This window comes from Aeromonas sp. s13 (assembly GCF_040907905.1).
GTDB classification, from domain to species: domain Bacteria; phylum Pseudomonadota; class Gammaproteobacteria; order Enterobacterales; family Aeromonadaceae; genus Aeromonas; species Aeromonas veronii.
In genome coordinates this window covers 18689-44213 of record NZ_JBFOCS010000072.1, presented here as the reverse complement: position 1 = coordinate 44213, position 25525 = coordinate 18689, and the positions used below count along the sequence as shown (strand labels likewise).

The 25525-nt window shown below is 56.7% G+C and carries 17 protein-coding genes; 9 read left to right on the top strand and 8 right to left on the bottom strand.

Going from position 1 to position 25525, the window contains the following annotated elements:
• Positions 1-96: 96 nt before the first annotated feature.
• From gcvT to AB5Y82_RS14650, 4 genes are all read left to right on the top strand, one after another.
• Entirely contained in the window at positions 97-1194 is a 1098-nt protein-coding gene (gene gcvT, locus AB5Y82_RS14665) for a glycine cleavage system aminomethyltransferase GcvT (RefSeq protein ID WP_005346577.1), read from the top strand.
• Positions 1195-1278: 84 nt separating this feature from the next.
• Positions 1279-1668: a glycine cleavage system protein GcvH gene (gene gcvH / locus AB5Y82_RS14660; protein ID WP_005333898.1), complete on the top strand. Its 390-nt coding sequence runs from the start codon at positions 1279-1281 to the stop codon at positions 1666-1668.
• A 299-nt stretch (positions 1669-1967) separates the two neighbouring features.
• Positions 1968-4844 carry an aminomethyl-transferring glycine dehydrogenase gene (gene gcvP / locus AB5Y82_RS14655; protein WP_368174159.1) on the top strand — a complete coding sequence of 959 codons (2877 nt, stop codon included), beginning with the start codon at positions 1968-1970 and terminating at the stop codon, positions 4842-4844.
• 249 nt (positions 4845-5093) lie between these two features.
• On the top strand, positions 5094-9401 hold the full coding sequence (locus AB5Y82_RS14650) for an NACHT domain-containing NTPase (protein WP_159143536.1): 4308 nt from the start codon (positions 5094-5096) through the stop codon (positions 9399-9401).
• Between the two features lie 72 nt (positions 9402-9473).
• Here the strand turns inward: AB5Y82_RS14650 and AB5Y82_RS14645 are convergent, their stop codons facing one another.
• Positions 9474-11027: a PAS domain-containing methyl-accepting chemotaxis protein gene (locus AB5Y82_RS14645; protein ID WP_111900597.1), complete on the bottom strand. Its 1554-nt coding sequence runs from the start codon at positions 11025-11027 to the stop codon at positions 9474-9476.
• A 203-nt stretch (positions 11028-11230) separates the two neighbouring features.
• Here AB5Y82_RS14645 and AB5Y82_RS14640 point away from each other — a divergent pair, with 203 nt between their 5' ends.
• Positions 11231-11941: an HAD family hydrolase gene (locus AB5Y82_RS14640; RefSeq protein WP_111900596.1), complete on the top strand. Its 711-nt coding sequence runs from the start codon at positions 11231-11233 to the stop codon at positions 11939-11941.
• A gap of 125 nt (positions 11942-12066) precedes the next feature.
• Here AB5Y82_RS14640 and AB5Y82_RS14635 read toward each other — a convergent pair whose 3' ends face one another.
• Complete coding sequence (locus tag AB5Y82_RS14635) at positions 12067-13137, bottom strand: permease (RefSeq protein ID WP_111900595.1); 1071 nt, start codon at positions 13135-13137, stop codon at positions 12067-12069.
• Between the two features lie 106 nt (positions 13138-13243).
• On the opposite strand from AB5Y82_RS14635, the gene AB5Y82_RS14630 reads away from it, so the two are divergent.
• A complete protein-coding gene (locus tag AB5Y82_RS14630) occupies positions 13244-13570 on the top strand; it encodes a helix-turn-helix transcriptional regulator (protein ID WP_111900594.1) in 327 nt (108 codons plus the stop codon).
• Between the two features lie 88 nt (positions 13571-13658).
• On the opposite strand, the gene AB5Y82_RS14625 is transcribed toward AB5Y82_RS14630, so the two are convergent.
• Positions 13659-15041, bottom strand: coding sequence for an amino acid permease (locus AB5Y82_RS14625; protein WP_005352966.1), 1383 nt, complete (start codon positions 15039-15041; stop codon positions 13659-13661).
• A 347-nt stretch (positions 15042-15388) separates the two neighbouring features.
• Here AB5Y82_RS14625 and AB5Y82_RS14620 point away from each other — a divergent pair, with 347 nt between their 5' ends.
• Positions 15389-15724 (top strand): hypothetical protein, encoded by a 336-nt coding sequence (locus AB5Y82_RS14620; RefSeq protein WP_111900593.1) that lies wholly within the window; start codon positions 15389-15391, stop codon positions 15722-15724.
• A gap of 238 nt (positions 15725-15962) precedes the next feature.
• On the opposite strand, the gene AB5Y82_RS14615 is transcribed toward AB5Y82_RS14620, so the two are convergent.
• Positions 15963-16775, bottom strand: a complete 813-nt coding sequence (locus AB5Y82_RS14615; RefSeq protein WP_005344832.1) for a pyruvate, water dikinase regulatory protein — start codon at positions 16773-16775, stop codon at positions 15963-15965.
• 347 nt (positions 16776-17122) lie between these two features.
• Between AB5Y82_RS14615 and ppsA the strand changes: the two genes are divergently transcribed.
• Complete coding sequence (gene ppsA / locus AB5Y82_RS14610; RefSeq protein WP_111900592.1) at positions 17123-19495, top strand: phosphoenolpyruvate synthase; 2373 nt, start codon at positions 17123-17125, stop codon at positions 19493-19495.
• Positions 19496-19562: 67 nt separating this feature from the next.
• Here the strand turns inward: ppsA and AB5Y82_RS14605 are convergent, their stop codons facing one another.
• Positions 19563-20021, bottom strand: coding sequence for a hypothetical protein (locus AB5Y82_RS14605; protein ID WP_111900591.1), 459 nt, complete (start codon positions 20019-20021; stop codon positions 19563-19565).
• Between the two features lie 18 nt (positions 20022-20039).
• Positions 20040-21914: a S8 family serine peptidase gene (locus AB5Y82_RS14600; protein ID WP_111900590.1), complete on the bottom strand. Its 1875-nt coding sequence runs from the start codon at positions 21912-21914 to the stop codon at positions 20040-20042.
• Between the two features lie 613 nt (positions 21915-22527).
• Here AB5Y82_RS14600 and AB5Y82_RS14595 point away from each other — a divergent pair.
• Positions 22528-23313 (top strand): MetQ/NlpA family ABC transporter substrate-binding protein, encoded by a 786-nt coding sequence (locus AB5Y82_RS14595; RefSeq protein ID WP_108613486.1) that lies wholly within the window; start codon positions 22528-22530, stop codon positions 23311-23313.
• Positions 23314-23397: 84 nt separating this feature from the next.
• Here the strand turns inward: AB5Y82_RS14595 and AB5Y82_RS14590 are convergent, their stop codons facing one another.
• Together AB5Y82_RS14590 and AB5Y82_RS14585 are read right to left on the bottom strand one after the other, a co-directional pair.
• Positions 23398-25248, bottom strand: a complete 1851-nt coding sequence (locus AB5Y82_RS14590) for a DUF3413 domain-containing protein (protein WP_042053125.1) — start codon at positions 25246-25248, stop codon at positions 23398-23400.
• A 47-nt stretch (positions 25249-25295) separates the two neighbouring features.
• The gene (locus AB5Y82_RS14585; RefSeq protein WP_005333874.1) at positions 25296-25523 is read right to left on the bottom strand and encodes a YejL family protein; all 228 of its coding nucleotides are present in this window, start codon (positions 25521-25523) and stop codon (positions 25296-25298) included.
• Positions 25524-25525: the final 2 nt, after the last annotated feature.

Sequence of the window (25525 nt, the reverse complement as noted above, 5' to 3'; positions counted from 1 at the left end):
GTCGCTTTTTGCTGTACGTAGTGCAGTCAGAGCGGTGGCGCGGGTCGCAAGGGTGGTCGCCAAAGCGAAAAGGCTTTTTGCTAAGGAAAGAATGCGATGATCCAGACTACAGTACTGCATCCCAAACACCTGGAAGCCGGCGCCAAGATGGTGGACTTCCACGGTTGGGAAATGCCCATCAACTACGGCTCCCAGCTGGAAGAGCACCACGCGGTGCGCAGCGATGCCGGTATGTTCGATGTCTCCCACATGACCATCGTCGATTTGACCGGCGAACGGGTCAAAGCCTTTCTGCAACACCTGCTGGCCAATGACGTGGCCAAACTTACTGCCCCCGGCAAGGCCCTCTACAGTGGCATGCTCAATCCGGAAGGCGGCGTGATTGATGACCTCATCACCTATTACCTAACCGATACCTTCTACCGGCTGGTGGTCAACTCCGCTACCCGCGAGAAGGATCTGGCATGGATCCGCCATCACGCCATCGATTTCGACATCACAGTGACCGAGCGTCCCGAGCTTGCGATGATTGCGGTGCAGGGCCCCAACGCCAAGGTCAAGGCTGCTGCTGTGCTGAGTGCCGCCCAGCGCACTGCTGTGGTGGGGATGAAACCCTTCTTCGGCGTGCAGGCTGGCGATCTCTTTATCGCCACTACCGGCTACACCGGCGAAGATGGTTATGAAATCGTAGTGCCGCAAGAGAAAGCCTGCGAGCTGTGGCAAGCGCTGCTGGATAACGGCGTCGCCCCGTGCGGCCTCGGAGCCCGCGATACCCTGCGCCTCGAAGCGGGGATGAACCTCTATGGTCAGGATATGGACGAGTCAGTCTCTCCGCTGGCCGCCAACATGGCCTGGACCATCGCCTGGGAGCCGAGCGATCGCAACTTTATCGGCCGCGACGTGCTGGAAGCGCAGAAAGCGGCGGGCAACCAGCCCAAGCTGGTGGGTCTGGTGATGGAAGAGAAAGGGGTGCTGCGTGCCGGTATGCCCGTTACCTTCACTGCGGCAAACGGTGAGAAGCGGGAAGGTGTGATCACCTCCGGCTCTTTCTCCCCCACCCTGGGCTACAGTATTGCCCTGGCACGGGTGCCCCGTGATATCGGTGAACTGGCCGAGGTGGAGATCCGCAAGAAGCTGGTCACCGTGAAGGTCACCAAGCCCGCTTTCGTCCGTAACGGCCAGAAGCTGGTTTAACATCGTCTTGGGGGAGGGCAGTGCCTCCCCCATCCCTTTTCATATTCGTTTTTAAACGCGACTCAAAGATCAAAGGAAGCACAAATGAGCCATATCCCGAGCGAACTGAAATATGCCACTTCCCACGAGTGGATCCGTGTTGAAGCCAACGGCGAGGCCGTGGTCGGTATCACCGAGCACGCCCAGGAGCTGCTGGGTGACATGGTGTTTGTCGAGCTGCCGGAAGTGGGCAAGCAGGTCAGTGCCGGTGACGACTGCGCCGTGGCCGAGTCGGTCAAGGCGGCCTCCGACATCTACAGCCCGGTGAGCGGCGAGATCATCGCCGTCAACGAAGAGCTGGAAGGGAGCCCCGAGCTGGTCAACTCCGACCCCTACAGCGCTGGCTGGCTGTTCCGCATCAAGCTCGATGACGAGAGCGAGCTGGCCAACCTGCTGGATGCCGAAGGCTACCAGAACGTGGTGGACGAAGAGTAATGCCCCCGGGCCCTGCCAACACAGCAGGGCCCCTTTGTATGACCGCCAGCCGGGCAAGCATCGGCCGGTGGAAGGGTGAAGTCGCCCGCGCTTGCCGTTTGCCAGCCTAGGTGCCTAGGGGGCAAACAGGCCGGTTCGCAACAAGGCGATCCCCTCTTGATGCTGCCGCAGCATCCGGTGCCGCACCCTCTCTGCGGGACCCAGAACATGAGTGGAGTCGGTATCAGCCGACGATCTGGAACATCAGGTCTTGGTTATCAGGATGTCATGCCAGGACTTATTTATCAGGAAATAGGGAAATGACCCAGTCACTGTTTGAACTCGAGCAAAAAACTGATTTTGTCCGCCGCCATATCGGCCCTGGCGAGGAAGAGCTGCGCCAGCTGCTGGCGACCGTCGGGGCCGAAAGCCTGGACGATCTGATTGCCCAGACCGTGCCTGCCGCCATTCGCCTGCCGGGCCCGCTCGGCATCGGTGCCGGCATGACCGAAGTGGAGGCGCTGGCCAAGCTCAAGGGCTATGCCGCTCAGAACAAGATTGCCAAGAGCTATATCGGCATGGGTTATCACGATACCCATGTGCCCCATGTCATTTTGCGCAATGTGCTGGAAAATCCGGGTTGGTATACCGCCTACACCCCCTATCAGCCCGAGCTGGCACAGGGCCGCCTCGAAGCCCTGCTCAACTTCCAGCAGCTGACGCTGGATCTGACCGGCATGGATCTGGCGAGTGCCTCCCTGCTGGATGAAGCGACCGCCGCCGCCGAGGCGATGGCGCTGGCCAAGCGGATGGCCAAGTCCAAGTCCAACCTCTTCTTCGTGGCCGATGATGTGCACCCGCAGGTGATCGACGTGGTCAAGGAGCGTGCGGTTCACTTTGGTTTTGACGTGGCGGTTGGCGCCGCGAGCGATGCAGTGAGCGAAGAGGTGTTCGGGGCCCTGTTCCAGTACCCCACCACCACAGGTGAGGTGAAAGATCTGCGCGCCCTGATTGCCGCGGTACAGGCCCAGAAAGGGCTGGCCTGCGTCAGCGCCGATCTGCTCTCCCTGCTGCTGCTCAAATCCCCGGGCGAGCTGGGCGCCGATGTGGTGTTGGGCTCCGCCCAGCGCTTTGGCGTGCCCATGGGTTACGGTGGCCCCCACGCCGCCTTCTTCGCTACCCGCGATGCCTACAAGCGCTCCATGCCGGGCCGCATTATCGGCGTTTCCAAGGATGCCCGTGGCAAGGCCGCGCTGCGCATGGCGATGCAGACCCGCGAGCAGCATATCCGCCGCGAGAAGGCCAACTCCAATATCTGTACCGCACAGGTGCTGCTGGCCAATATGGCGAGCTTCTACGCCGTCTACCACGGCCCGGTAGGGCTGAAAACCATCGCCTCCCGCGTGCACCGTCTCACCACCATTCTGGCGCTCGGCCTCAAGGCCAAGGGTGTGGCCCTCAAGCATGCCAGCTGGTTCGATACCCTGACCGTGCAGACTGCTGACAAGGCCGCGCTGATCGCCAAGGCCGAGGGGCTCGGCATCAACCTGCGTGCAGACCTAGATGGTGCGGTAGGGGTGTCGCTGTCTGAAACCACCACCCGCGCTGATGTGGCCGAGCTGTTCGATCTCTTCCTCGGCCAAAGTCATGGACTGGATATCGAGGCCCTCGACAAGGCGGCTCAGACCCATCATGCCATCCCGCAGGATCTGCTGCGCACCGACGCCGTGCTGACCCACGAGGTGTTCAACAAGTACCACTCCGAGACCGAGATGCTGCGTTATATCCACCGTCTCGAAGCCAAGGATCTGGCGCTCAACTACGCCATGATTTCGCTTGGCTCCTGCACCATGAAGCTCAACGCTACCGCTGAGATGATCCCGGTGACCTGGCCCGAGTTCGGCAAGTTGCACCCGTTCGCGCCGCTGGCGCAGGCCAAGGGCTATCAGCTGCTGCTGGCCGACCTCGAAAACTGGCTGGTGAAGGTGACTGGTTACGATGCGGTCTGCATGCAGCCCAACTCCGGTGCCCAGGGCGAATACGCAGGTCTGCTCGCCATCAAGAAGTACCACGAATCCCGCGGTGAGGGGCATCGCGACATCTGCCTGATCCCAGCTTCTGCCCACGGCACCAACCCGGCCTCTGCTCAGATGGCGGGGCTCAAGGTGATCGTCACCGCCTGTGACAAGTCCGGCAACGTGGATCTCGACGACCTGCGCGCCAAGGCGGCCGAGGCGGGGGATCAACTCTCCTGTCTGATGGTGACCTACCCCTCCACCCACGGGGTGTACGAGGAGACCATCAAGGAGGTGTGCGACATCGTTCACCAGCACGGTGGCCAGGTCTATCTGGACGGCGCCAATATGAACGCGCAAGTCGGGTTGACGGCGCCGGGCTTTATCGGGGCGGACGTCTCTCACCTCAACCTGCACAAGACCTTTGCCATTCCTCACGGCGGTGGCGGCCCGGGCATGGGCCCCATCGGTGTGAAGAAACATCTGGCACCGTTCGTGGCTGGTCACGCCGTGGTCAAGACCGACAAGGAGAGCCGTGACAATGGCGCCGTGTCGGCGGCACCGTTCGGCTCGGCCAGCATCCTGCCCATCAGCTGGATGTATATCGCCATGCTGGGTGACGAGGGGCTGAAGAAATCCACTCAGGTCGCCATCCTCAACGCCAACTATCTGGCCAAGAAGCTGGGTGAGTCCTTCCCAGTGCTCTACTCTGGCCGCAACGGTCGGGTGGCCCACGAGTGCATCCTGGATATCCGTCCGCTCAAGGAGGCTTCCGGTATCAGCGAGATGGACGTGGCCAAGCGGCTGATGGACTACGGCTTCCACGCGCCGACCATGAGCTTCCCGGTGGCGGGTACCCTGATGGTCGAACCGACCGAGTCGGAATCCAAGCGCGAACTGGATCGCTTCGTCGAGGCGATGACTTCCATTCGCGCCGAGATTGCCAAGGTGCAGGAGGGGCAGTGGAGCCTCACCGACAACCCGCTGGTCCATGCGCCGCACACTCAGGATGACGTGATGGATGCAGAGTGGTCCCGTGGCTACAGCCGCGCCGAGGCGGTCTTCCCGTCCGACGCCGTGCGCGCCAGCAAGCTGTGGCCATCTGTGAACCGCATCGACGACGTCTACGGCGATCGCAACCTGTTCTGCTCCTGCATCCCGACCGAGGATTACGCCAAGTAAGTGGCGTTTAGGTGCAACAGTTAAGCCGTATAAACAACAGGGCCACCCAGACGGGTGGCCTTTTTTCATGTAAATAACTCATTGCTTACGTTTTTGCTTTAAATCAATAGGTTATTGATTTAGCTATCGGTTGTTCGAGATTTATTGCCCACATCTTTCGTAAGATACGCTTGGTACCGCCAGTGGCAATTTGAAGTTCTTTTCTCTGGTTATCACTGTCATCCATCTAGCAGCACTCAGCGAGTAGTCATGATCGAACGCACTTTCAAAGATATTGATGAACAACAAATATTTGATGCTGATAAGCAGTCTTTTCTGACTCAGCTAGGTTGGTCTGACGGTCTCACATGGGAAGCGTTGTTACGCTCGAAACGTATCCTGCTTATTTCCGAGGCGGGGTCAGGCAAGACCCATGAGTGTCGCGAGCAGGCCCGTCTTTTGGCTGCAAAGGGCGAAGCCGCATTCTTTGTTGAGTTGGCCAGTCTGGCATCCACCCATTTGCGGGATCTGCTGGGTTATGAGGAGGAAACGCGTTTTGATCTATGGCTTGCCTCGCAGGCTGAAGTTGCCACCTTTTTTCTGGATTCCTATGACGAACTGCAGTTGACCAGGGGTTCCTTCCGACAAGCACTGGATCGCTTTGTAAAAGGTGTTCAAGGTCATTTAGGAAGAGTGAGAGTGGTAATAACGACCCGCCCGATCCCTTTTGATGCGCAACTTGTTCGCAGCAAACTGCCGATACCACCACAGATTAAACTCCAGTCGACTGAAAAAAAGGAAAGAGAATTTGCCAGCATGGCATTGGGCGAGCATATACCCATCTCCTCTGGCCAATCGAATGAAGATCCCATTCCAGAGTGGCGCACCGTTGCTCTGATGCCGCTCTCTAATACCCAGATTGTCGAGTTTGCCGAGCAGAAAGGTGTCAAAAATACAGCCGAATTGCTTAGTGACATTGAGAGGAAGAATGCCTTTGAGTTTGCTAGGCGTCCTCAAGATCTTATTGAGCTATGTGCTGATTGGCGGGCGGGACTTCAGCTTCGAACCCATCGCCAGCAAGTCGAAGCCAGTATTCGTATCAAACTTAAGCCCCGAAATAGAGAAGATAGGCATGAGCTTGCTGAACTTTCGATAGATAAAGCTATTGCGGGGGCGAGCAGGCTGGCGCTGGCCATGTGGCTGACCCGTCGTTTGACAATCAGACACAGTGCCAAATCGGATAATGATCAACAGGGTGAGGTTGCGCTTGATCCGTCGATAATCCTGTCAGACTGGACACAAGAGGAACGACAAACGTTATTGGAGCGCCCCCTGTTTGGGTTTGCCTCCTATGGGCGAGTTCGTTTTCACCATCGGTCAGTATCAGAATTTCTTGCCGCAAAAAGATTGCAGGAGATGAGGGATAAAGGTATGTCGCTTCGTGCCCTCAAGCGGCTGCTCTTTATTGAGACCAAGGGTAATACCATAGTCCTTCCTTCCAAACGGGCGATAGCGGGCTGGTTGGCAGCATTGAATGACGATATTTTTCAAGCAATTCGTGATCATGAGCCGACGCTGCTACTGGATGAAGGTGATCCTGCATCATTGACTCTTGCTCAGCGTAAACAAGCTCTTGGTGCATATGTTCAGCGTTATGGAAAAGGAGGTTGGCGAGGTTTACACACTCCATCTATCCAAATTAAACGCTTTGCGACTCCTGAGTTGGCTGATGAGATTAATCTGCTGTGGCAGCAAGGTATCGATAATCATGAAGTACGGTGTGTTTTGCTGGAGCTCATTGAGCGAGGAGTGATTTGTGGCTGTTCTGACCTTGTATATTCAGTTGCCACGGATTCAGTGCTTGTTGAGGTGGAACGTATTTATGCAATTCATGCACTGAAAGCGCTGAACGCTCCAAGATTGGGTGAATTAGCTGCACTTATGGTTTCTCAACATCCTGACTGGCCTGACAAAATAGTGCGTGAAGCGATTTTGGATCTGTTTCCAAGTCATCTTTCTGTGGCGCAGCTCTGCCAGGCATTAGGCTGGCTGCAATGGAAAAAACGGTCAGTTAGCAACTTGAGTTGGCGACTGCCATCGCTAATCAAAAATGCACCACTAGTCATGTCACAACTGGAGGAGCTGCGGGACAAATTAGTAACCCTCATCTCGGATGGGTTGCAATGGCGGCAAGAGCAATGGCCACATATGGTGTCTCCTCGCCAGTACCTGAGCAGTACATTAGCTGCTGTTTGTATTCGCGGACTCGACCACCAGTGTTCCGAACAATGGATTCATGCTTGCGTACTTGCATTGCGTCTGCGTCAACATGAATACGATGATGACAAAATTCATAATGAGTTGTCACAGCGAATAAATGAACTTGATAGCAAAAATAGAAAGCAGGTTTTTTGGGCAATAGATGCCTTGGTGCAATCTTTATGTCCAATCGATGATATATGGAAACGTGTGGTTGAAATCATTCCTTATGATTCGCTTATTAAGCTCACGGTACAGCTGGATCAGGCTTGGGTAGTCAATGACCTTCAAGATAAAAATAAGCCATCTTTTGAGCATCAGATACTCATGCATATTGCGATCTATCGATTGCGAATCCCATTATCAGATTTGCGAGAGTTAGTTGCAGACCAACCAGATTTGCTCTCATTACTTGATGAAGCAATAAAGCCCTCCGAGCATGATAAAGCCTGTGAAGAGTTACAGCGCCAAGATGCGGAACTGCGTAAACAGCAAGAGATGGATGCAGCAGAGATACGAGCCAGTTGGATGATGTTGCATCGTGAGATCTCAGAATATACTGATAATGTATTCTCAGATGACCATTATAAAAATATGGTGTGGGACTTATTCAGGGTAATGATAATAACCGCTGATGATAATAATTTATCTGGTTGGAACCGTCCCTTCCTTGAATCTCATTTTGGAGGCATAGTCACCGACCGGCTTCGTACGCTTTTTATGGCTTCTTGGCGAGAGCATTGCCCGACGCTGATTTGTGAGAGACCAGAAGATCAGCGAAGCACATATCTGGAGATATGGCGACTCGGCTTGGCCGGAATCTATGCAGAAGCAGAGGATACTGACTGGGCGAGCCCGCTGACTCAGGAGGAGGCAATGCTAGCCGCACGTTATTCATTACTTGAACTGAATAAATTACCGGACTGGATTAATGACTTGGTGAGGTATCACCCATCTGCTGTCAGTGATATTTTTGGTAAAGAACTTGAGTGGGTACTATCTACCTCTACCCATGAACTTCATCACTCCATGCTGTTGCAACGCCTCCATCATGCCCCCAACTCAGTGACTATGCTTTTTGTTCCTCGCCTTGTTACATGGTTGAGTGAAATTGGACTTCTGATCGATGATGAACCGCAATCATCAGGTTTTATATCTCGTTATTCTCGAGTGATTGAATTAATTTTAATCCACGGTGATGTTGACCACCAAGCCAAGTTATGTTTCATGGCTAAGGAATATGTAAGTAAAGAGCTGGCAGAGCCGGTTATGCTGATCTGGTTATCAACCTTGATACGTTTAAATCCTGAGTCGGGTGTTGATGTACTTGAAGGAAAATTACGAGATATTGAACCTGAACCCTTAAGCAAGCCCGTGGAATGGTTTACAAAATTATTTAATGAACGCCATGATAGCATTAATATAAGAAATAATGATTTCACACCTATATTATTGCTCAGGCTAGCCCGCCTGGCTTACCAACATATAAGGCGTCAGGATGATGCTGAACATGAAGGCTGCTATACACCGGATATGCGTGATAATGCCGAATATGCACGCAATGCAATTCTGACTGCATTATTGGAGTCACAAGGAGAAGAGGGATGGCAAGTTAAACATGATATGGCCATTGACCCCCTATTTTCTCATTTTAAAGATCGGGTTCTGGCATTGGCTCAGGAAGCATGGGCCAAAGAAATTGATTCGGCACTCTTGGATGAACAGCAATGTCGTGAACTTGAAGATAAAGGTGAAGCACCACTGACAACGAATGCGGCTATGTTCACCTTGCTTTGTGATCGCTTGGCCGATTTGGATGAATTATTGAATAGTGATGTTTCGCCAAGGGAGGCATGGGCAAGAATTGATCAGGAGCGGATCATGCGGCGTGAAATAGCCAGAGCATTACAGTATTCAGCCAATGGTCTCTATAGAGTAGACCAGGAAGCGGTCACTGCTGAAGAAAAGGAGACGGATATTCGGCTTCGATCCACCGCGTCTGATTATGAGAGTGTGATTGAGCTAAAACTTGGAGACAAACGTACCGCAAGTGATCTTCGTGACACGATTGAACATCAACTTGTCACAAAATATTTATCAATAGAAACTCGTCGTGCAGGAGCATTGCTAATAACCCTTAAAAAGGATCGTGCCTGGCAACACCCAGAGACAGGGGCAACGATGGGTATAAAGGAGTTGTACGAATTATTAGTAGAAGAAGCCAAGCGCGTTGAGGCGCATATGGGTGGTTCTGTGTCTATCGTCGTTCATATATTGACTCTTTTTCCACGATTACCTACCGAGAAAAGAAAAAACTGAGCTGATAATTCATGATATTACGCCGACATTATGTCGGCGTAATATCGGCAAGTTTCGATATTTTTATAAATGTTACCCAAACGTCCGGCTTAAGTCCTTGAGCTGGCTCGCTTTGCTCTGCAAGTTGGCACTGGTTTCACTCACTTGATCGATTTTGAGACTGTTATCGTGAGAGAGCGAGGATATCTGGTTGATATTGCGACTGATCTCCTCGATGACCGCTTGTTGCTCGGTGGCCGCGGCGGTGATCTGGTTGGAAAAATCAGAGACCTTGTCTATCTCGACCACAACCTGATTCAGGTTGCCGGTACTTGCCCGGGTAGTGGCGAGGCAGGCGTTGGTTCTGGTCACATTGAGATGCATCATCTCTTTCCATCCCCCCAGGGTTTGCTGGATATGGCCAATGCTGTTCTGGATCTGCTCTGTCGCCTTGTGGGTTCTGGTCGACAGGCTGCGAACCTCGTCCGCCACCACTGCAAAGCCGCGCCCCTGATCGCCTGCCCGTGCGGCTTCGATGGAGGCATTAAGCGCCAGCAGGTTGGTTTGATCTGCAATGCCGCGAATTTCGCTCATGATGGTGCCGATCCGCTCGGATTCGCTCGCCAGCTCAACGGCTGACTGGAAGGCCTGCTCTGCCTGGGTGGCCAGCGCCGACATCTCTTCTCCTGCTTCCGAAAGCTGGGTGCTGGTGGTGATGCAGTGGCTGCGGGCTTCTTCGATCTGGCTGTTGCTGTCTTGAATATTGCGGTTGATCTCCTCGGCGGCCGAGGCCATCTGGGTGACGGCGGTGGCAATCTGCTGGATCTGCGTGTCTTGCGAAGAGATATCCTGGCTGGCCAGCGAGGCGGAGCCGCGCAGGTCATTGGCCATGGCATTGAGCGAAGCCGTGGTGTCATCCACCCGGCCGAGTACGGTACGGATCTTCGCTTGCCCGAGTTTGATATGGAAATCGGCGATGCTGTGGGGGGCATCCCCCGAGAAGATAAGGCGGCTGATGCTGTCGTAATCCTGCTCGAGCTGCTGCAAGAATCGCGGCGTTAGGAAGAGAGGGTGGCGATTGAACCAGATTGTTGCCAAGAGGGGTATGATTACCCAGAGCGCCTGCAGCGGTGAGATCAGCCAGAGCGCGCTGATCACGCTGACGAGCAGCAGGGGGATGGTCATCATGGCCGGCGTGAGTTGACGCAGGCCCACGTGAATGGCAGAGCCGGTTTCACGGGCTTTAAGGGTTTTGTACATCTGGCTGGCACGCGCTTTGTGCTCTGCGGCGGGGCGGCAGCGGACGGATTGGTAACCCACCATCTTGCCATCTTCATAAATCGGGGTGACATAGGCATCAACCCAATAATAGCGACCATCTTTGCAGCGGTTTTTTACCATCCCTCGCCATGGTTTACCCGCCTGCAGGTGGGCCCAGAGATCGGCAAACGCTGCCTTGGGCATGTCGGGGTGGCGCACCAGATTGTGATGCTGCCCCAACATCTCTTCCAGGCGATAGCCTGCCACCTGACAAAACGCCGGATTGGCGTAGGTGATGTCCCCTTTGAGATCGGTCGTCGATACCAACTGGATATCGTCGGCAAATTCAACCTCGGTATCTGTGGTGTGAAGCGAGCTGGTTACCATGATCAGACTCCGGTTTCGGCGTAACGGAATACTTCGTCTGAGTATGGCAGAGGATGTTCATTTATTGTGTTGTTGCACATTAACTCTTGTGCTACTGCGTGGGGACGGGATGGGTCTCACATTTTTACAGCGCGGTTTGGCGAGGGGAGGCAAGCCAAGTAACATGGCGTGACTTATGGCTGTGAAGCGAGACAGGTAACGCAATGAAGTTGGATGCGATTTTATGGGATTATGACGGTACTCTGGTCAATTCGGTGCCGAAGAATATCGATATCACCAAGCAGATCCTGGCTGAGGTCGCCCCCCATCTGACCGGAGTACATCTGCCGCGCTATCTGCGCAGCGAAGCGGAGTATCACCATGCAAATCACGCCGCCAAGAACTGGCAGGCGCTCTATATGGATTACTACGGTTTGTCGCGGGACGAGATGGTGCTGGCTGGCAGTCTGTGGGCCAAGCATCAGGAGATGAACCGGACCGAGGTGCGTTTTTTTGCGGGGCTGGAGGCGGTGATTGACCATTTCTCTGCCATTCCCCACGGAATTTGTTCGCAGAACTCCCAAAAGAACATTCGCCGCGTACTGGAGCAGCATGGCGTGAACAGCCTGTTCAAGGCTGTGGTCGGCTATGATGACGTGCCCGGACAGCAGCAAAAACCCCATCCTTACGGTGGCCTCAAATGTCTGGAGTCTATCTTCGGCCCAGCCAGGTGCCAGTCGCTGATCTATATCGGTGACCATGAAGCGGATGTGCAGTTTGCCCGTCATTTGCAAGCGGCGCTTGGCGAGCAGAGCCGTGTGATATCGGTGGCTGTCGCCTATAGCCGCGCGACCCCGGAGCGCTGGGAACACCAACCCGACCATATCGCCCGTGACGTCGAGGATCTGCTCCCCATCGTCGGGCAATATCTGTAACGCCGGTTGCAGATTGCCGTACGGAATAGACAAACGCCGATCAGTTGATCGGCGTTTGTCTATGGGAAGCCTGATGGTTTCACACTCTGCTGGCTTAACACCCTGTCTGTTTAATGATGGGCGACTTAAAACAGCAGTTGTATCAGGTAGCCCATCAGTATCGCCATGCCGAGGATCACGGTAAGGAAGGCCGCAATCATCGGGGTTCTGAACATGGATTTGAGCAGGATCACCTCGGTCAGGCTGGCGCCGGCACTGCCGATGATCAGCGCCATGACGGCGCCCATTCCCATCCCTTTGCCCAGTAGTACCGACGCCAGCGGGATCACGGCCTCGGCACGGATGTAGAGCGGGATCCCGACGATGGCGCTGAAGGGAATGGCCAGCGGGTTGTCGGCACCAGCATGGGCGGCGATCCACTCGGCCGGAATAAAACCGTAAATAAATGAGCCGATAAGCACCCCAAGCAGCAGGAAGGGCAATACCGCTTTGAACTGCTGCCAGGCATCAATGCGAGCTTTGACCCAGGCGGTGGGGAGTTGTGGCGCACGGGTCAGGGTTGCCGTGCCATCGCCGCAGCAGGAAAGGGTGGACTGCTCTGCCATCTCTGGTTGCGGTGCCGGGCAGCACGCTGCCCCGTTGAGGGGTTTGATTGCGCGAATGGCGCCGCGTTGGTTGTCACTGCAATGTGCTTGAGTTGTGGCGCGGGTCGCCGGGCCACAGCCACTACCGCAAGAGGGGGTGGCCTCTTTGGGGTCGATGACATGGCGCTCGAACCCCAATCTGTCGAGCAGCATGCTCGCCATGACGGAGACGCTGGCGGCGATCACGGCGTAGAGCAGGGTCACTTTCCAGCCAAAGGTGGCCCACATCAAGCCGACGATGATGGGGTTCAGCAGTGGGGAGATAAACAGGAAGGTGAGAGTGGGGCCAAAGCCAGCCTTGGCCGAGAGCAGCCCTCTCAGCATGGGGATGGTGGAGCAGCTGCAAAAGGGGGTGACGGCACCGAGCAGGGCCGAGAGCAGATAGCCCTTGCCATGTCTCGCCCCCAGCATCCGCCGGATCTTCTCGTCGGGGATCTTCTGGCGGATCAGGCTGACCCCGGCGCTAATGACCAGAAACAGCACCGACAGTTCGACAGCCAGAAACAGGAACATCTGGGCTGCATCGGTCAGCATGGTTAACCACTCATTCATTGTCGTATCCTCACTTGGTTTCTGTATTTCCAAAATAATCGAAATGAATGGCCGGTCAAGATATTTCTGGTATTATCGAAATATCAAATTCGTGGAGGGCGCAGAGATGCAACTGGAAGAGGTCGCTAAGGCATTGAAAGAGCTGGGTCATCCGACCCGGCTGTTTATCTTCAAGCATCTGGTCAAGGCGGGAGAGCAAGGGCTGCCGGTGGGTGAGCTGCAAAGGCAGCTGGCGATCCCCGCTTCCACCCTCAGCCACCATATCGCGGCGCTGGTCTCGGTGGGGCTGGTGAAGCAAAACCGGGAGAGTCGCACCCTGCTTTGCGTCTCTCAATACGCGGTGTTGGAGGAGATCATCGCCTTTTTCCGCGATGAGTGTTGCGTCAACAGCCCGGAGCATCGGCAAGATCAAAGGCAAGAGCTGCCTTCCTGAGGGCTATGGCTGCTAGTCGTGCTGCGCGCAATAAAAAAACGCCGATCATCCGATCGGCGTTTTGCATTGTTTTTCTCAGCTGCGGGCATTAACCCAGATTGGCTGCAACCTTGCTTTGAGCTTGTCCTTTGCGCTTGATGACAAAGCCAATGCCCAGTACCACCAGCCAGGCGGGGATCAGTTCGACCGAGATGCGGAAATCGGGGGTCATATACATGATCACCAGAATACCGGCCATGAACGCGAGGCAGAGATAGTTGCCGAAGGGGTACCAGAACGCCTTGAACTTGGGCTGGACGCCTTCTGCGACCTTGGCCTTGCGGAACTTGAGGTGCGCGAGGCTGATCATCGCCCAGTTGATCACCAGTGCGGAGACCACCAGCGCCATCAGCAGACCGAACGCCTTGCCCGGCATCAGGTAGTTGATCAGCACGCAGAGCAGAGTGGCGATGGCCGAGACCGAGAGGGCAACCAGCGGCACGCCGCTCTTGTTGGTCTTGAGCAGGGCTTTCGGGCCGTTGCCCTGTTTGGCCAGACCGAACAGCATCCGGCTGTTGCAGTAGACGCAGCTGTTGTAGACCGACAGTGCCGCCGTCAGCACCACGATGTTGAGTACGGTGGCGACCAGATTGCTGTCCAGAGCGTGGAAAATCATCACGAACGGGCTGCCGCCTTCCACCACTTTACCCCAGGGGTAGAGGGACATCAGGATAGCCAGAGCGCCGATGTAGAAGATGAGGATGCGGTAGATCACCTGATTGGTGGCCTTGGGAATGCTCTTCTCGGGGTTGTCCGCTTCCGCGGCGGTAATGCCCACCAGCTCCAGACCGCCAAAGGAGAACATGATCACCGCCATCGCCATCACTAGGCCGCTGATGCCGTTGGGGAAGAAGCCGCCCTGAGCCCACAGGTTGGTGACGCTTGCCTCGGGTCCGCCGGCACCGGAGAGGAGCAGATAGCCGCCAAAGCCAATCATGCCGATGATGGCGACCACCTTGATGATGGCGAACCAGAACTCCATTTCGCCAAACGCTTTGACGTTGGAGAGGTTGATGGCGTTGATCAGCACGAAGAAGAAGGCTGCCGACATCCAGGTCGGGATCTCGGGCCACCAGTACTGGACATAGATGCCCACCGCGGTCAGCTCGGCCATGCTCACCAGCACGTAGAGCACCCAGTAGTTCCAGCCGGACGCAAAACCGGCAAACTCGCCCCAGTATTTGTAGGCAAAGTGGCTGAAGGAGCCGGCTACCGGCTCTTCCACCACCATTTCACCGAGCTGGCGCATGATCAGGAAGGCGATAAAGCCGCCGATGGCATAACCCAGCAGGACTGAGGGGCCTGCCATCTTGATGGTTTGGGCAATGCCCAGAAAGAGGCCGGTGCCGATGGCGCCGCCCAAAGCAATCAACTGAATGTGGCGGTTTTTAAGGCCGCGCTTCAGCTCCTCACCGTCTTGTTTCAAATCCATGGGTCTGTCCTTACGTCTCTGTTGTCTCTGGTCGGTGTTGGGCTCATCCTGAGCAGGCCGCAGTGCGTAGCCAAAACCTGACGAAAGCTGTATTTATTTCGTTACGCCATGCCATTTTCAATTTTTACTGTTGGCTGGCAACCGAAGCAGAATAGTGATAATCCGCCATGAATGCACCTGTTTTCCATCTCTAATGGCCGTATTTTGTACCAATAGCAGCTTTTTCATGATCTGAAGAGGCTTCTTGGTAGTTTTTGATTGATGTTTGTGCAATCGAATTCTGTTTTGTTGACATTTTGTCTTGTTGGTGTGCTTTTGGGGTGCCAAGCCACAGATGGATGCAAATGATGCCAAACAAGCGAGAGTACAGGGAAGAGTGCAGGGAGTTGGAGCACAGGGAACGCGAAAGCGTGCTGCAACAAGGGGTTGCCCGGAGTGTGCTGGTGGCGCTCTGGTTAGGGATTGCCGCCAGTCCGCTGTTGTTGCTGGTGGCCGCGATTATGTTGCTGGGTTGGCTGTTACTCGGTGATCATGGGTTGCTGCACTACTGGCAGTCGCTGTTGCTGGTGGGTGGGGTAACGGGGGCGCTCGTTGGCGGCTGGCTGGCGGAGCGGGTTCGCCTGCGCCACGGTTTGCTGGCCTTCTATGCCCGGTTGATGAACAACCCTGAGCTCAATCGTTAGTTAACTCTGGCTGTTTGCCGAGCGCAGCAGAACGGAATCGAATAGCGGCTAACTGGCAGCAGGTGACAAGGCACAACGCCAAGGTCGACAAGAAGAGGGATAAGCATTTGTGGTGCTTATCCCTTTTTTATCCACGCTTTTCACTGTCATCTATGTGAATTGCAGTTCGCCACAGCTGACTTTCGCCGCGACACTGTAATTTTTATCTTTTGTTGATGCCGATAGCTGTAAAGCTGGCTTAACAGAGCTGGCGGCGCAGACCGGTCGCCTCGAGGACCTTGGCGCTGATCTCCTCCACCGAGTGGGAGCTGGTATCGAGGAAGCGGATCGCCTCCTGGCGAAACAGCCTCTCCACGCAGGCCAGCTCCTGCTCGCACTGTTCGATGGAGGAGTAGCGGCTGTTGGCACGGCGCTGGTTGCGGATCTCGTGCAGCCGCTGCGGCGCTATGGTGAGGCCAAACAGCTTGTGACGGTTGGCCTTGAGGGGGGCGGGCAGCTCCAGCATCCCCATGTCCTGCTCGATAAAGGGGTAGTTGGCGGCGCGAATGCCAAACTGCAGCGCCAGATAGAGGCTGGTGGGGGTCTTGCCGCAGCGGGAGACCCCGATCAGGATGATGTCCGCCTCATCGTACTCCTTGGTGGTGATGCCATCGTCGTTGGCCAGTGCGAAGTTGACCGCCTCGATGCGATCGTCATAGAGCTTGCGGTTCTCCATGCCGTGGGTGCGGTGGAGGCGGGGCTCGGCTTTTACCCCCAGCTCCTGCTCCAGCGGGCTGACGAAGGTGTTGAGAAAGTCGTGGCCGCACGCCTCCGATTTCAGTACCTCTTCCCGTACCAGCGGGTCGACGATGGTGTGAAACAGGATGGGGCGCACCCCGGTCTGGCGAAACTGCTCGTCGATCCGCATCCGTACCTGACGGGCTTTCTCCAGTGTCTCCACAAAGGGGATAGTGATCTGCTCGAAGGCCAGCGGAAACTGGCTCAGTACCGCGTGGCCGAACACTTCGGCTGTGATGGCGGTGCCGTCTGAAACATAAAATACGGTGTGCACGTGGGGCTCCTGTGATACCGCGGGTGGGGTCGAGTGGGGTAAGGGGTGAGAAGTATCTCCCGAAACCATACCAGTTTTGTCAACCGGTCTGCTGTGCCCAAGTTGTGAAGTGGCTTGCAAACCTGAATCGTTATCTTTTTGTGTCGCCATTGTAGAATGTTCCGGTCATTCGACCATCCCCAACGCTTGCTCGGGGATTTTTTTGAAAACCAGTAGAAAACGTTTTCATGGTCGTTGGCAATAAAAGAAACAGACAATAACGCACCTGACTTACCCATAACCTCATCGATTAAATCGGGCGCACGAGGTGCTATGGCATCGGTGCCCACCAACCTGGAGACATCCAAGTGCAACAGTACGTGCTCTGGTACGAACAACTCGGAATGCAGGACGTAGAACGCGTTGGCGGCAAGAACGCATCCCTTGGCGAGATGATCAGCAACCTCTCTGGCGCCGGCGTATCCGTGCCGGGGGGCTTTGCCACCACCGCCTTTGCGTTTAACGAGTTTCTGGAGTCAAGCGGCCTCAACGGCAAGATCCACCATCTGCTCGACAATCTGGACGTGGACGATATCGCCGCCCTCAACCGGGCCGGTCAGCAGATCCGCGACTGGGTGATCGACGCCCCGTTCCAGCCCGAGCTGGAGCAGGCGATCCGGGTTGCCTATGAAAAGTTGAGTGCCGGTGTCGAGGCCTCGTTTGCGGTGCGCTCCTCCGCCACCGCCGAGGATATGCCGGACGCCTCCTTTGCCGGTCAGCAGGAGACCTTCCTCAACGTACGTGGCATCGATGCCGTCATGACGGCGGTTAAGCATGTGTTTGCTTCTCTGTTCAACGATCGCGCCATCTCCTATCGGGTGCATCAGGGCTACGACCACAGGGGTGTTGCCCTCTCGGCCGGGGTGCAGCGGATGGTGCGTTCCGATCTCGCCGCCTCCGGCGTCATGTTTACCCTGGATACCGAGTCCGGTTTCAACGACGTGGTCTTTATCACCGGTGCCCATGGTCTTGGCGAGATGGTGGTGCAGGGCGCGGTCAACCCGGATGAATTCTATGTGCACAAGCCGACCCTCAAGGGGGGCCGCCCGGCGGTGGTGCGCAAGACCCTCGGCTCCAAGCTTATCAAGATGACCTACTCGGACGATGCCGGTCACGGCCGTCAGGTGAAGATTGTCGACACCAATGAGGCCGAGCGTAGCCGCTTCTGCATCAGCGATGAGGAGGTGATGGCGCTGGCGAAACAGGCCCTCATCATTGAGCAGCACTATGGCCGCCCGATGGATATCGAGTGGGCCAAGGATGGTCAGGATGGCCAGCTCTATATCGTGCAGGCCCGCCCGGAAACCGTGCGCAGCCGTCAGGAGGCCAACACCCTCGAGCGTTTTGCCCTCAAGCAAGCGGGCAAGGTGTTGATCGAGGGGCGTGCTATCGGTCACAAGATTGGCGCGGGCCCGGCGCGGGTCATCTCCTCCATCAGCCAGATGGACGAAGTGCAGCCCGGCGATGTGCTGGTCACCGACATGACCGACCCGGACTGGGAGCCCATCATGAAGCGGGCTTCCGCCATCGTCACCAACCGGGGTGGCCGCACCTGTCACGCCGCCATTATCGCCCGCGAGCTGGGCATTCCGGCAGTGGTAGGCTGTGGCAACGCTACCGATCATATTCAGCCGGGCCAGCGGATCACCGTCTCCTGTGCGGAAGGGGATACCGGTTTTATCTATGACGGCGAGCTGGACTTCGACGTGGCGGTGACCGAGGTGGGCAATATGCCGCGCCTGCCCATCAAGATCATGATGAACGTCGGCAACCCGGACCGCGCTTTCGACTTTGCCCAGTTGCCCAATGCCGGGGTAGGGCTGGCGCGCCTTGAATTCATCATCAACCGGATGATCGGCGTGCACCCCAAGGCCTTGCTGGAGTTTGACCTGCAAACCCCAGAGCTGCAGGCCACCATCGGCAAGATGATCGCCGGTTACGACAGCCCGCGGGAGTTCTATGTGGCCAAGCTGACCGAGGGGATCGCCACTCTGGGGGCCGCCTTCTGGCCGGAGCGGGTGATCGTGCGGATGTCGGACTTCAAGTCCAACGAGTACGCCAATCTGGTGGGCGGTCGTGGCTACGAGCCCCACGAGGAGAACCCGATGATCGGTTTTCGTGGCGCATCCCGCTACATCGCCGACAGCTTCCGCCCCTGCTTTGCCCTCGAGTGCGAGGCGATCAAGCGGGTGCGCGATGTGATGGGGTTGACCAACGTCGAGGTGATGATCCCCTTCGTGCGCACCGTGGGCGAGGCGGAGCAGGTGATCGACATCCTGGCCGAGAACGGTCTGCGCCGCGGCGAGCGGGGGCTCAAGGTGATCATGATGTGCGAGATCCCGAGCAATGCCCTCTTGGCAGACAAGTTTTTGGAGCACGTGGACGGCTTCTCCATCGGTTCCAACGACATGACCCAGCTCACTCTTGGGCTGGATCGGGATTCCGGGCTCATCGCCCATCTGTTCGACGAGCGTAACGAGGCGGTCAAGGCTCTGCTGGCGATGGCTATTCAGGCCGCGCGCAAGGCGGGCAAGTACGTGGGGATCTGCGGTCAGGGCCCCTCCGATCATCCGGACTTCGCCGCCTGGCTGGTGGAGCAGGGGATCGATTCGGTGTCTCTCAACCCCGATACCGTGGTCGATACCTGGCTCTATTTGGCGGAGCAGCATAGCGCCAAGTAAGTCACTGTCAAAATGAGCAGCAGAAAGGGGGCCATGATGGCCCCCTTTGTTATTTGTCTGTCGCGACCTATTTCGGCTGCTGTTCGGCCCCCGACAGCTCGATCTGCACATTCACCCCTTCGCTCTTGAGCTTGGTGGCGATGGCGTTGAGATCGGTGCCCGATTTGGCCTCCAGCAGGGCGATACCACCACTGCTCTGTTTGAAGTTCAAGCCGTGGCGAGTCGCCAGCGCCTTGGCGCTGGCATCGTCAGCTTCCACCAGCAGGGTGCCGCTTACAGTCAGCTCCGGGCTAGCGGCCCCTTGCATCAACACGTCACCGCGGCGCAGGGTCTGTTGCGGGACCTTGCTGTCAAGGCTGCGGGCGACCCGCTTCTTGCTGCCGTTGTCAGGAATGAGGTAAGTCTGGCCGTTCACCTCTATGGTTCTGTACTGCTTGCCATCCATGGTGACGGACTCCTGGGCGCAGAGCTGTCCCGAGAGGGGGGCCAGCAGGGTTGCCAGAAGCAAGGTAACAGGTTTGTTCATGGTAATACTCCTAGCGTGTTAGCTGCGGTTGGCATCGTGACCCAGGATCCGCAGGGACCATGAGATCAGCTTGCCCGGTTGGCGATTGTTGCGCTCGGTCAGGGTGGTACGCTCACGGGTCTCGCGATTGAGCAGAGAGACCTGACGGGTACCGTTGGCAACGTCGGTCACTTCCAGTCGCCATGTGCCTTGCGCCGATTCGCCGTAGAACTTGTTGGATAGCATCCGCATGTCACGCAATCCCTTGGTTCGTACAAAGCCCAGCTGCTGCTGGTCGAGAGATTGGCCGACCAGGCTGTTGAAGGGGCTCAGCAGGATGCTGCGGGTGCCGGCGGGGGAGACCAGTTCGATCAGCAGATCGGGCAGGCGCTGATGATCCAGACTCACCATCACCTGAACCGCTTCTACCGTCAATGGTGTCGCGATGCGGGTAGTGGAACGGGTCGGGCTGTTGCCCACATCCGGGATAGCGGCGGCACTGCCGCTGACATTGATCTTCTGCCACGGCAGTTGCTCCAGCGGGGGCAGGGGCTGGTGATTGGCTGCCAGCTCAAGGGCTTTGTTGACGTCAATCAGACCAAAACCGTAAGTGGGGTTGAACCACATGCCGGCGGCATTGCGCTCCCACCCTTCCAGCCCTTTCACATCACGCACCTTGCCGGTGCTGCTGGTGTAGCTGACCATCACGGGTTGATGTTTGGCATCGACCCGGGTAGCGCTGCGCGCCAGCAGATCCCGAAAATCGCGTACTGACAGATCCGGGTAGGCGGACATCAGCAGTGCCATGGCGCCCGAGGTACTGGGGGTGGCGGAGGAGGTGCCGTTCATGACGCCGTTGTAGTCGCAACTGGCATCCAGCTGCGGGTTGCCGTGCAGCCGGTTGGTGCGGGGATCGTCGGTGCGGTTGTAGCCCATATCGCAGCCGGGCAGATCCGTGGTCACCATGGCGGGGGAGTCGGTACCGTACTCGCCGCCGGTGGCGCTCAGGAAGACGTTGCTGCCGACGCTGGAGTAGGAGGATCTGACGCCATCTGCGTTGAGCGCGCTCACCACCAGGTTCCAGAAGTTGCTGTTTGAGGGGTCGAGATTGCTGTTCTCAAAAGGCAATTTGGGGCCGTTGCCGGTGCGATTGAGCACATAGCCGCCCGCCGCTATCTTGTTGAAGCCGTTGCCGGCAGCCTTGATATAGGCGGCACTCTGCGCCTTGAGGGTTTGCTGTTCGAACAGACGGTCGAGCTGGGCCTGATCCAGGTCGTTGGCCGGACGGGGATCGACCAGGCTCATGCCATAGCTCTGGTTGAACACCCGGTTATCGCGGCTGGCATCGCTGTCGCCAAGGGCGTAGAGCCAGTCTTTCTGCAACTGCTGGCTGTTGTCGTCCAGCAGGTTGAACCCCTGCAACTGGGCCCGCGGGGCGATCCCCTTGGTGCCGATGGCGTTGTCCACCGCCGCTATGATGCCGGAGACCGAAGTGCCGTGCGCCGTATCCGCATCCGTCGGGGTCGGGTCATCGCTGCCGGTCACCACGTTTTTGGAGCCCGGACGGACGTTGTCCGCCAGATCCGGGTGGGCGATAGCCAGACCATCATCCACCACGGCCACATTGACTCCCTGGCCCAGCACGCCGGTGCGATGAGCCCACCAGAGGTTGAGATCATTGCCCGCTATGCCGCCACGGGTGCTGAATCCATCCTGGCCGCTGTTGAGCAGATACCACTGCTGATCCTGCAGGGGATTGGCACCTGGCAGGCAGCGCTCGGTGCTACTGCGTCCGATATCCATGCCGCTCTCCTTGCCGGTGAGCGGCGCACAACCTTCATTTGCCTGAACGAGCGCACTGGGCAGGGTCGACAGCAGTGCTGTGATCGCCAGTGCTAACGATGTTTGCTTCATTATTTTTTTAACTCCATCTTGGATCGCACCATCCTGAGTGCGACGGAAATCTATACACGGGTGGTAGGGGTTCAAAAAGAGCCATTTTCAAAAAACGCAATGAGGTTCAAAGAAATCCGATCTGGTTTGTGGTAGGTATTCCAATGACGCTGGTTATGTGTTTTATTGAGAATGGTTCTCACTGCTCACTACTGATCTTTTTATCTGTAACTCACTCCTCTCGCGACTCTCCTTCGCCGCAGCCATCTCGATTCGGGGCAATCCCGAGGGGAGCTCGTGCGCTCTTGGAAATAAACGGCATGGTGGTGTGTGCCAATGTGAGTGCTGGTATGCGTTCGGGTGAGCCTGCAAGAGTGATGAGGTGGGGGTGGGTCAGTGGTTTATTGCTTGGCGGCGGTGGATGGCTCTGTTATGCTAACTTAAATAGCCGTCTGGATGGCTAGATTGCTGCGGTGTGAAGGGCGCTACTTCTGAGGGCGGCCCCGCCGCAGGCCCATAGCTTGATGCGTACCTGACAGGGAGTCCCTATGCCGTTTCGTTCCTTCTTACCTTCTTACCTTCTTGCACTGCTTCCTTGCGCGCCACTGCTGGCGCCAGCACCTTTATTGCCGCGATGGCGGTCGGGAGCCTCTCTTTTTCCGCGGTTGCCGCCGATGCGTCCTTGCCGACCAAACAGGAGATTGTGATTGGTACTACGGTGGGGGATTTTGCCGACATGGTGACCGACTCCATCAAGCCGCAGCTGGAGGCCAAGGGGTATAAGGTCAAGCTGGTGGAGTTCACCGACTATGTGACTCCCAATATTGCTCTGGCTGACGGATCACTGGATGTGAACTGCTTCCAGCACAAACCTTATCTGGAGAGTTTTGCCAAAGATCGCGGCTTGTCGCTGGCACCCATTACCCAGGTGCCAACTGGCCCGATGGGGCTCTACTCCGGCAAGCTGGCGGCACTCGACAAGGTGAAAAAGGGGAGCACGGTGGCCATCCCCAACGATCCCACCAATCAGGCGCGGGCTCTGCTGATGTTGCAGGATCTCGGTTGGCTGACCCTCAAGGAGGGGATCAACCCGCTCAAGGCGAGCGAGTTTGATGTGGTGAACAATCCGCACAATCTCAAGCTGGTGTTGCTGGAGGCGGCGCAACTGCCCCGCTCGCGCGAGGATGTGGACTTCTCGGTGATCAACGGTAATTTTGCCGCCTCCAGCGGAATCCCGTTCAGTGAAGGACTGTTTCTGGAGCGCAGCTACGATTTTATCAATTGGGTGGTGGTGAAAAGCGCAGATGCGGATCAGCCGTTTGCCAAAGATGTGGCGGCGGCCTACAACTCGGCGGCTTTCAAAGCCTATGCAGCCAAGCGTTTCGTCGGCTACAAGTACCCGCAAGGGTGGGGTGGCTAACTGTCGTGAACGTGGCCGGCTATACAACGAAAAACGCCCCGAATTCGGGGCGTTTTTTATGGTATTAAGCCATCAACGGGCGCTTCACTGGTTGCGATAGAAGCGGTTCAGCTCGTTCATCACCTGGATCATAGCGCCCATATCCGGGGTACCGTGCTTGATCGGGCGATAGCTGTTGCGCTCCAGCAGTTCGAAGTCACCTTGCTTGTTGAAGTGGGTGATGGTCTCCCCTTCATAGATGGCGAAGTCGTTCTGATCCCCGGCCAGCAGCCAGTTGCGCGGGCTGGTATCAAACAGCGAGCGGCCAACGCTGTAATCGCGCGCCGGATTGCGCACGCCCAGCATCCCCTGCATCAGGGTCGGCGCCAGATCGAAATGGCTGCTCGGTTGTTCCCGAACGTCACTGCCGCGCCCCGGCCAGGCCAGTACCAGCGGGACCTGCACCTGATAGGGTGAGTAGTTGCTGCCTGCGCCCCAGCTGTTGCTGCGGGTGTCGTTGAACTCCTGACCGTGGTTGGAGGTGATGACGACGATGGTGTTGCTGTCCATCCCCTGCGACTGCAATTTGGTCAGCATCTGTTCAAGCAACTGGTCGGTATAGAAGACCGAGTTCTTGTAGCGGTTCTCCAGTTTTTGCAGGTTCTCCGCCCGATAGGCGGTCGCCGGATTGAAGTTGGCGAGCTCCGGTTGGAACGGCCCCTTCATGGTGGCGGGCAACTGGTAGTCGCCGGGGCTCGAGAGATAGACCAGCGAGAACCAGGGACGCTCGGGAGAGCGCTTCTCCAGCCACTGTTGCCAGTCGGTCAGCAGCTTGCCATCGTCACTCTGTTCGGAGACAAACACCTGTTTGCGCAGACCGGCGAGGATGCTCTTGCGATACTTCTGGGCATCTTCCATCGCGCCGAACAGCCCGAACTGGTAATCCTGACGCAGCATCTCGTCGAACAGCACCGGCGGACGCTTGTCGCTGCTGATGTCCTTGTAGTAGTGGCCGGGCAACCCGTAGAAGAGGCTGAACATCCCCATCAAGTCGTCGTTGCCACCACTCAGGTGATTGCGGAACGTCAGATGCTGATCCGCATAGCGCTGCAGATTGGGCATGTTGATGTTGTTGAGCATGTCAAAACGCAATGAGTCGACCACCACAATCAGCAGATTGTTGTGAGTCAGGGGGGCGTTGACGTTGAGCGGGCGCAGTGGGTAATGCATCCGGCTGTCGCTGTTATCACCCTGGGAGGCAGCCTGCTTCTCGTACTGATCCAGATCCAGCCAGCCATGTTTGGCCAGGAAGGAGCGGGCCGTCATGGGGTAGGAGAGGGGGAAGTTGGCTCTCTGCATGGTGATCGGCTGATAGAGGGTCGCATCGGCCCAGCTGTTGACCACGTGGGTCAGAATAAAGCAGATCAGCAGGGCCAGTCCCACCTGGTTGCCGTACTGGCGGCGCTTGCGCTTGTTGATCTTGCGCCAGACATAGGCCGACAGCAGCAGTTGCAGCAGGAAGATGGTGGGCACGGCAACGAAGATGATGCTCCAGATTGAGCCCTCTTCGGTTTGCGCCTGATCCAGCAGCAACTGCCATACTTGGCTGTTGAGGTGGAACTTGAACAGCCGGAATACCTGGGTGTCGATCAGCAGCAGCACCAGCGCCAGGGTAGCGATGATGGCCGAGATGAACCGCAACGACTTCTCCTTGGGCAGCACGAAGCTGAGCGGGAAGATCGTCAACAGGTAGGTGACAAAACTCAGAAACGAGAAGTGGCCAATCCAGCTTACAACGAGATAGATCACGCCAAGCGTGGTCGATGGCCAGCTGATGGCACCCAGATAACGGGTAGCGATGAGCATGGCCAGAATAATGTTGAAGAAGGAGAACCAATGCCCCCAGGTGATCAGGCGAGAGACATTATCACGATAGGGGTTACCGGTTTCGACCATAGTGATCCATCTGCGTTGAGAAACGTCAAATCAACAGAGTCGGGGACTCAGTGTGCGTCGTGGCGATTATCGACCGATGCGGTCAGGGCCTGGACAAACTTTTCAGTGATGGCCTGGCGCTGGGCCGGTGCCATACCGTTGATGATATTGGTGGTCAGATTGCCAAGCACCATAAGGCTGAGATCTACCGGCGCTTTATGCTTTTCCAGCGCGGTGATCAGGTCGTTCATCAGGGCGTCAAATTGCTCGTTATTGTACTTTGATACGATAGGCATAA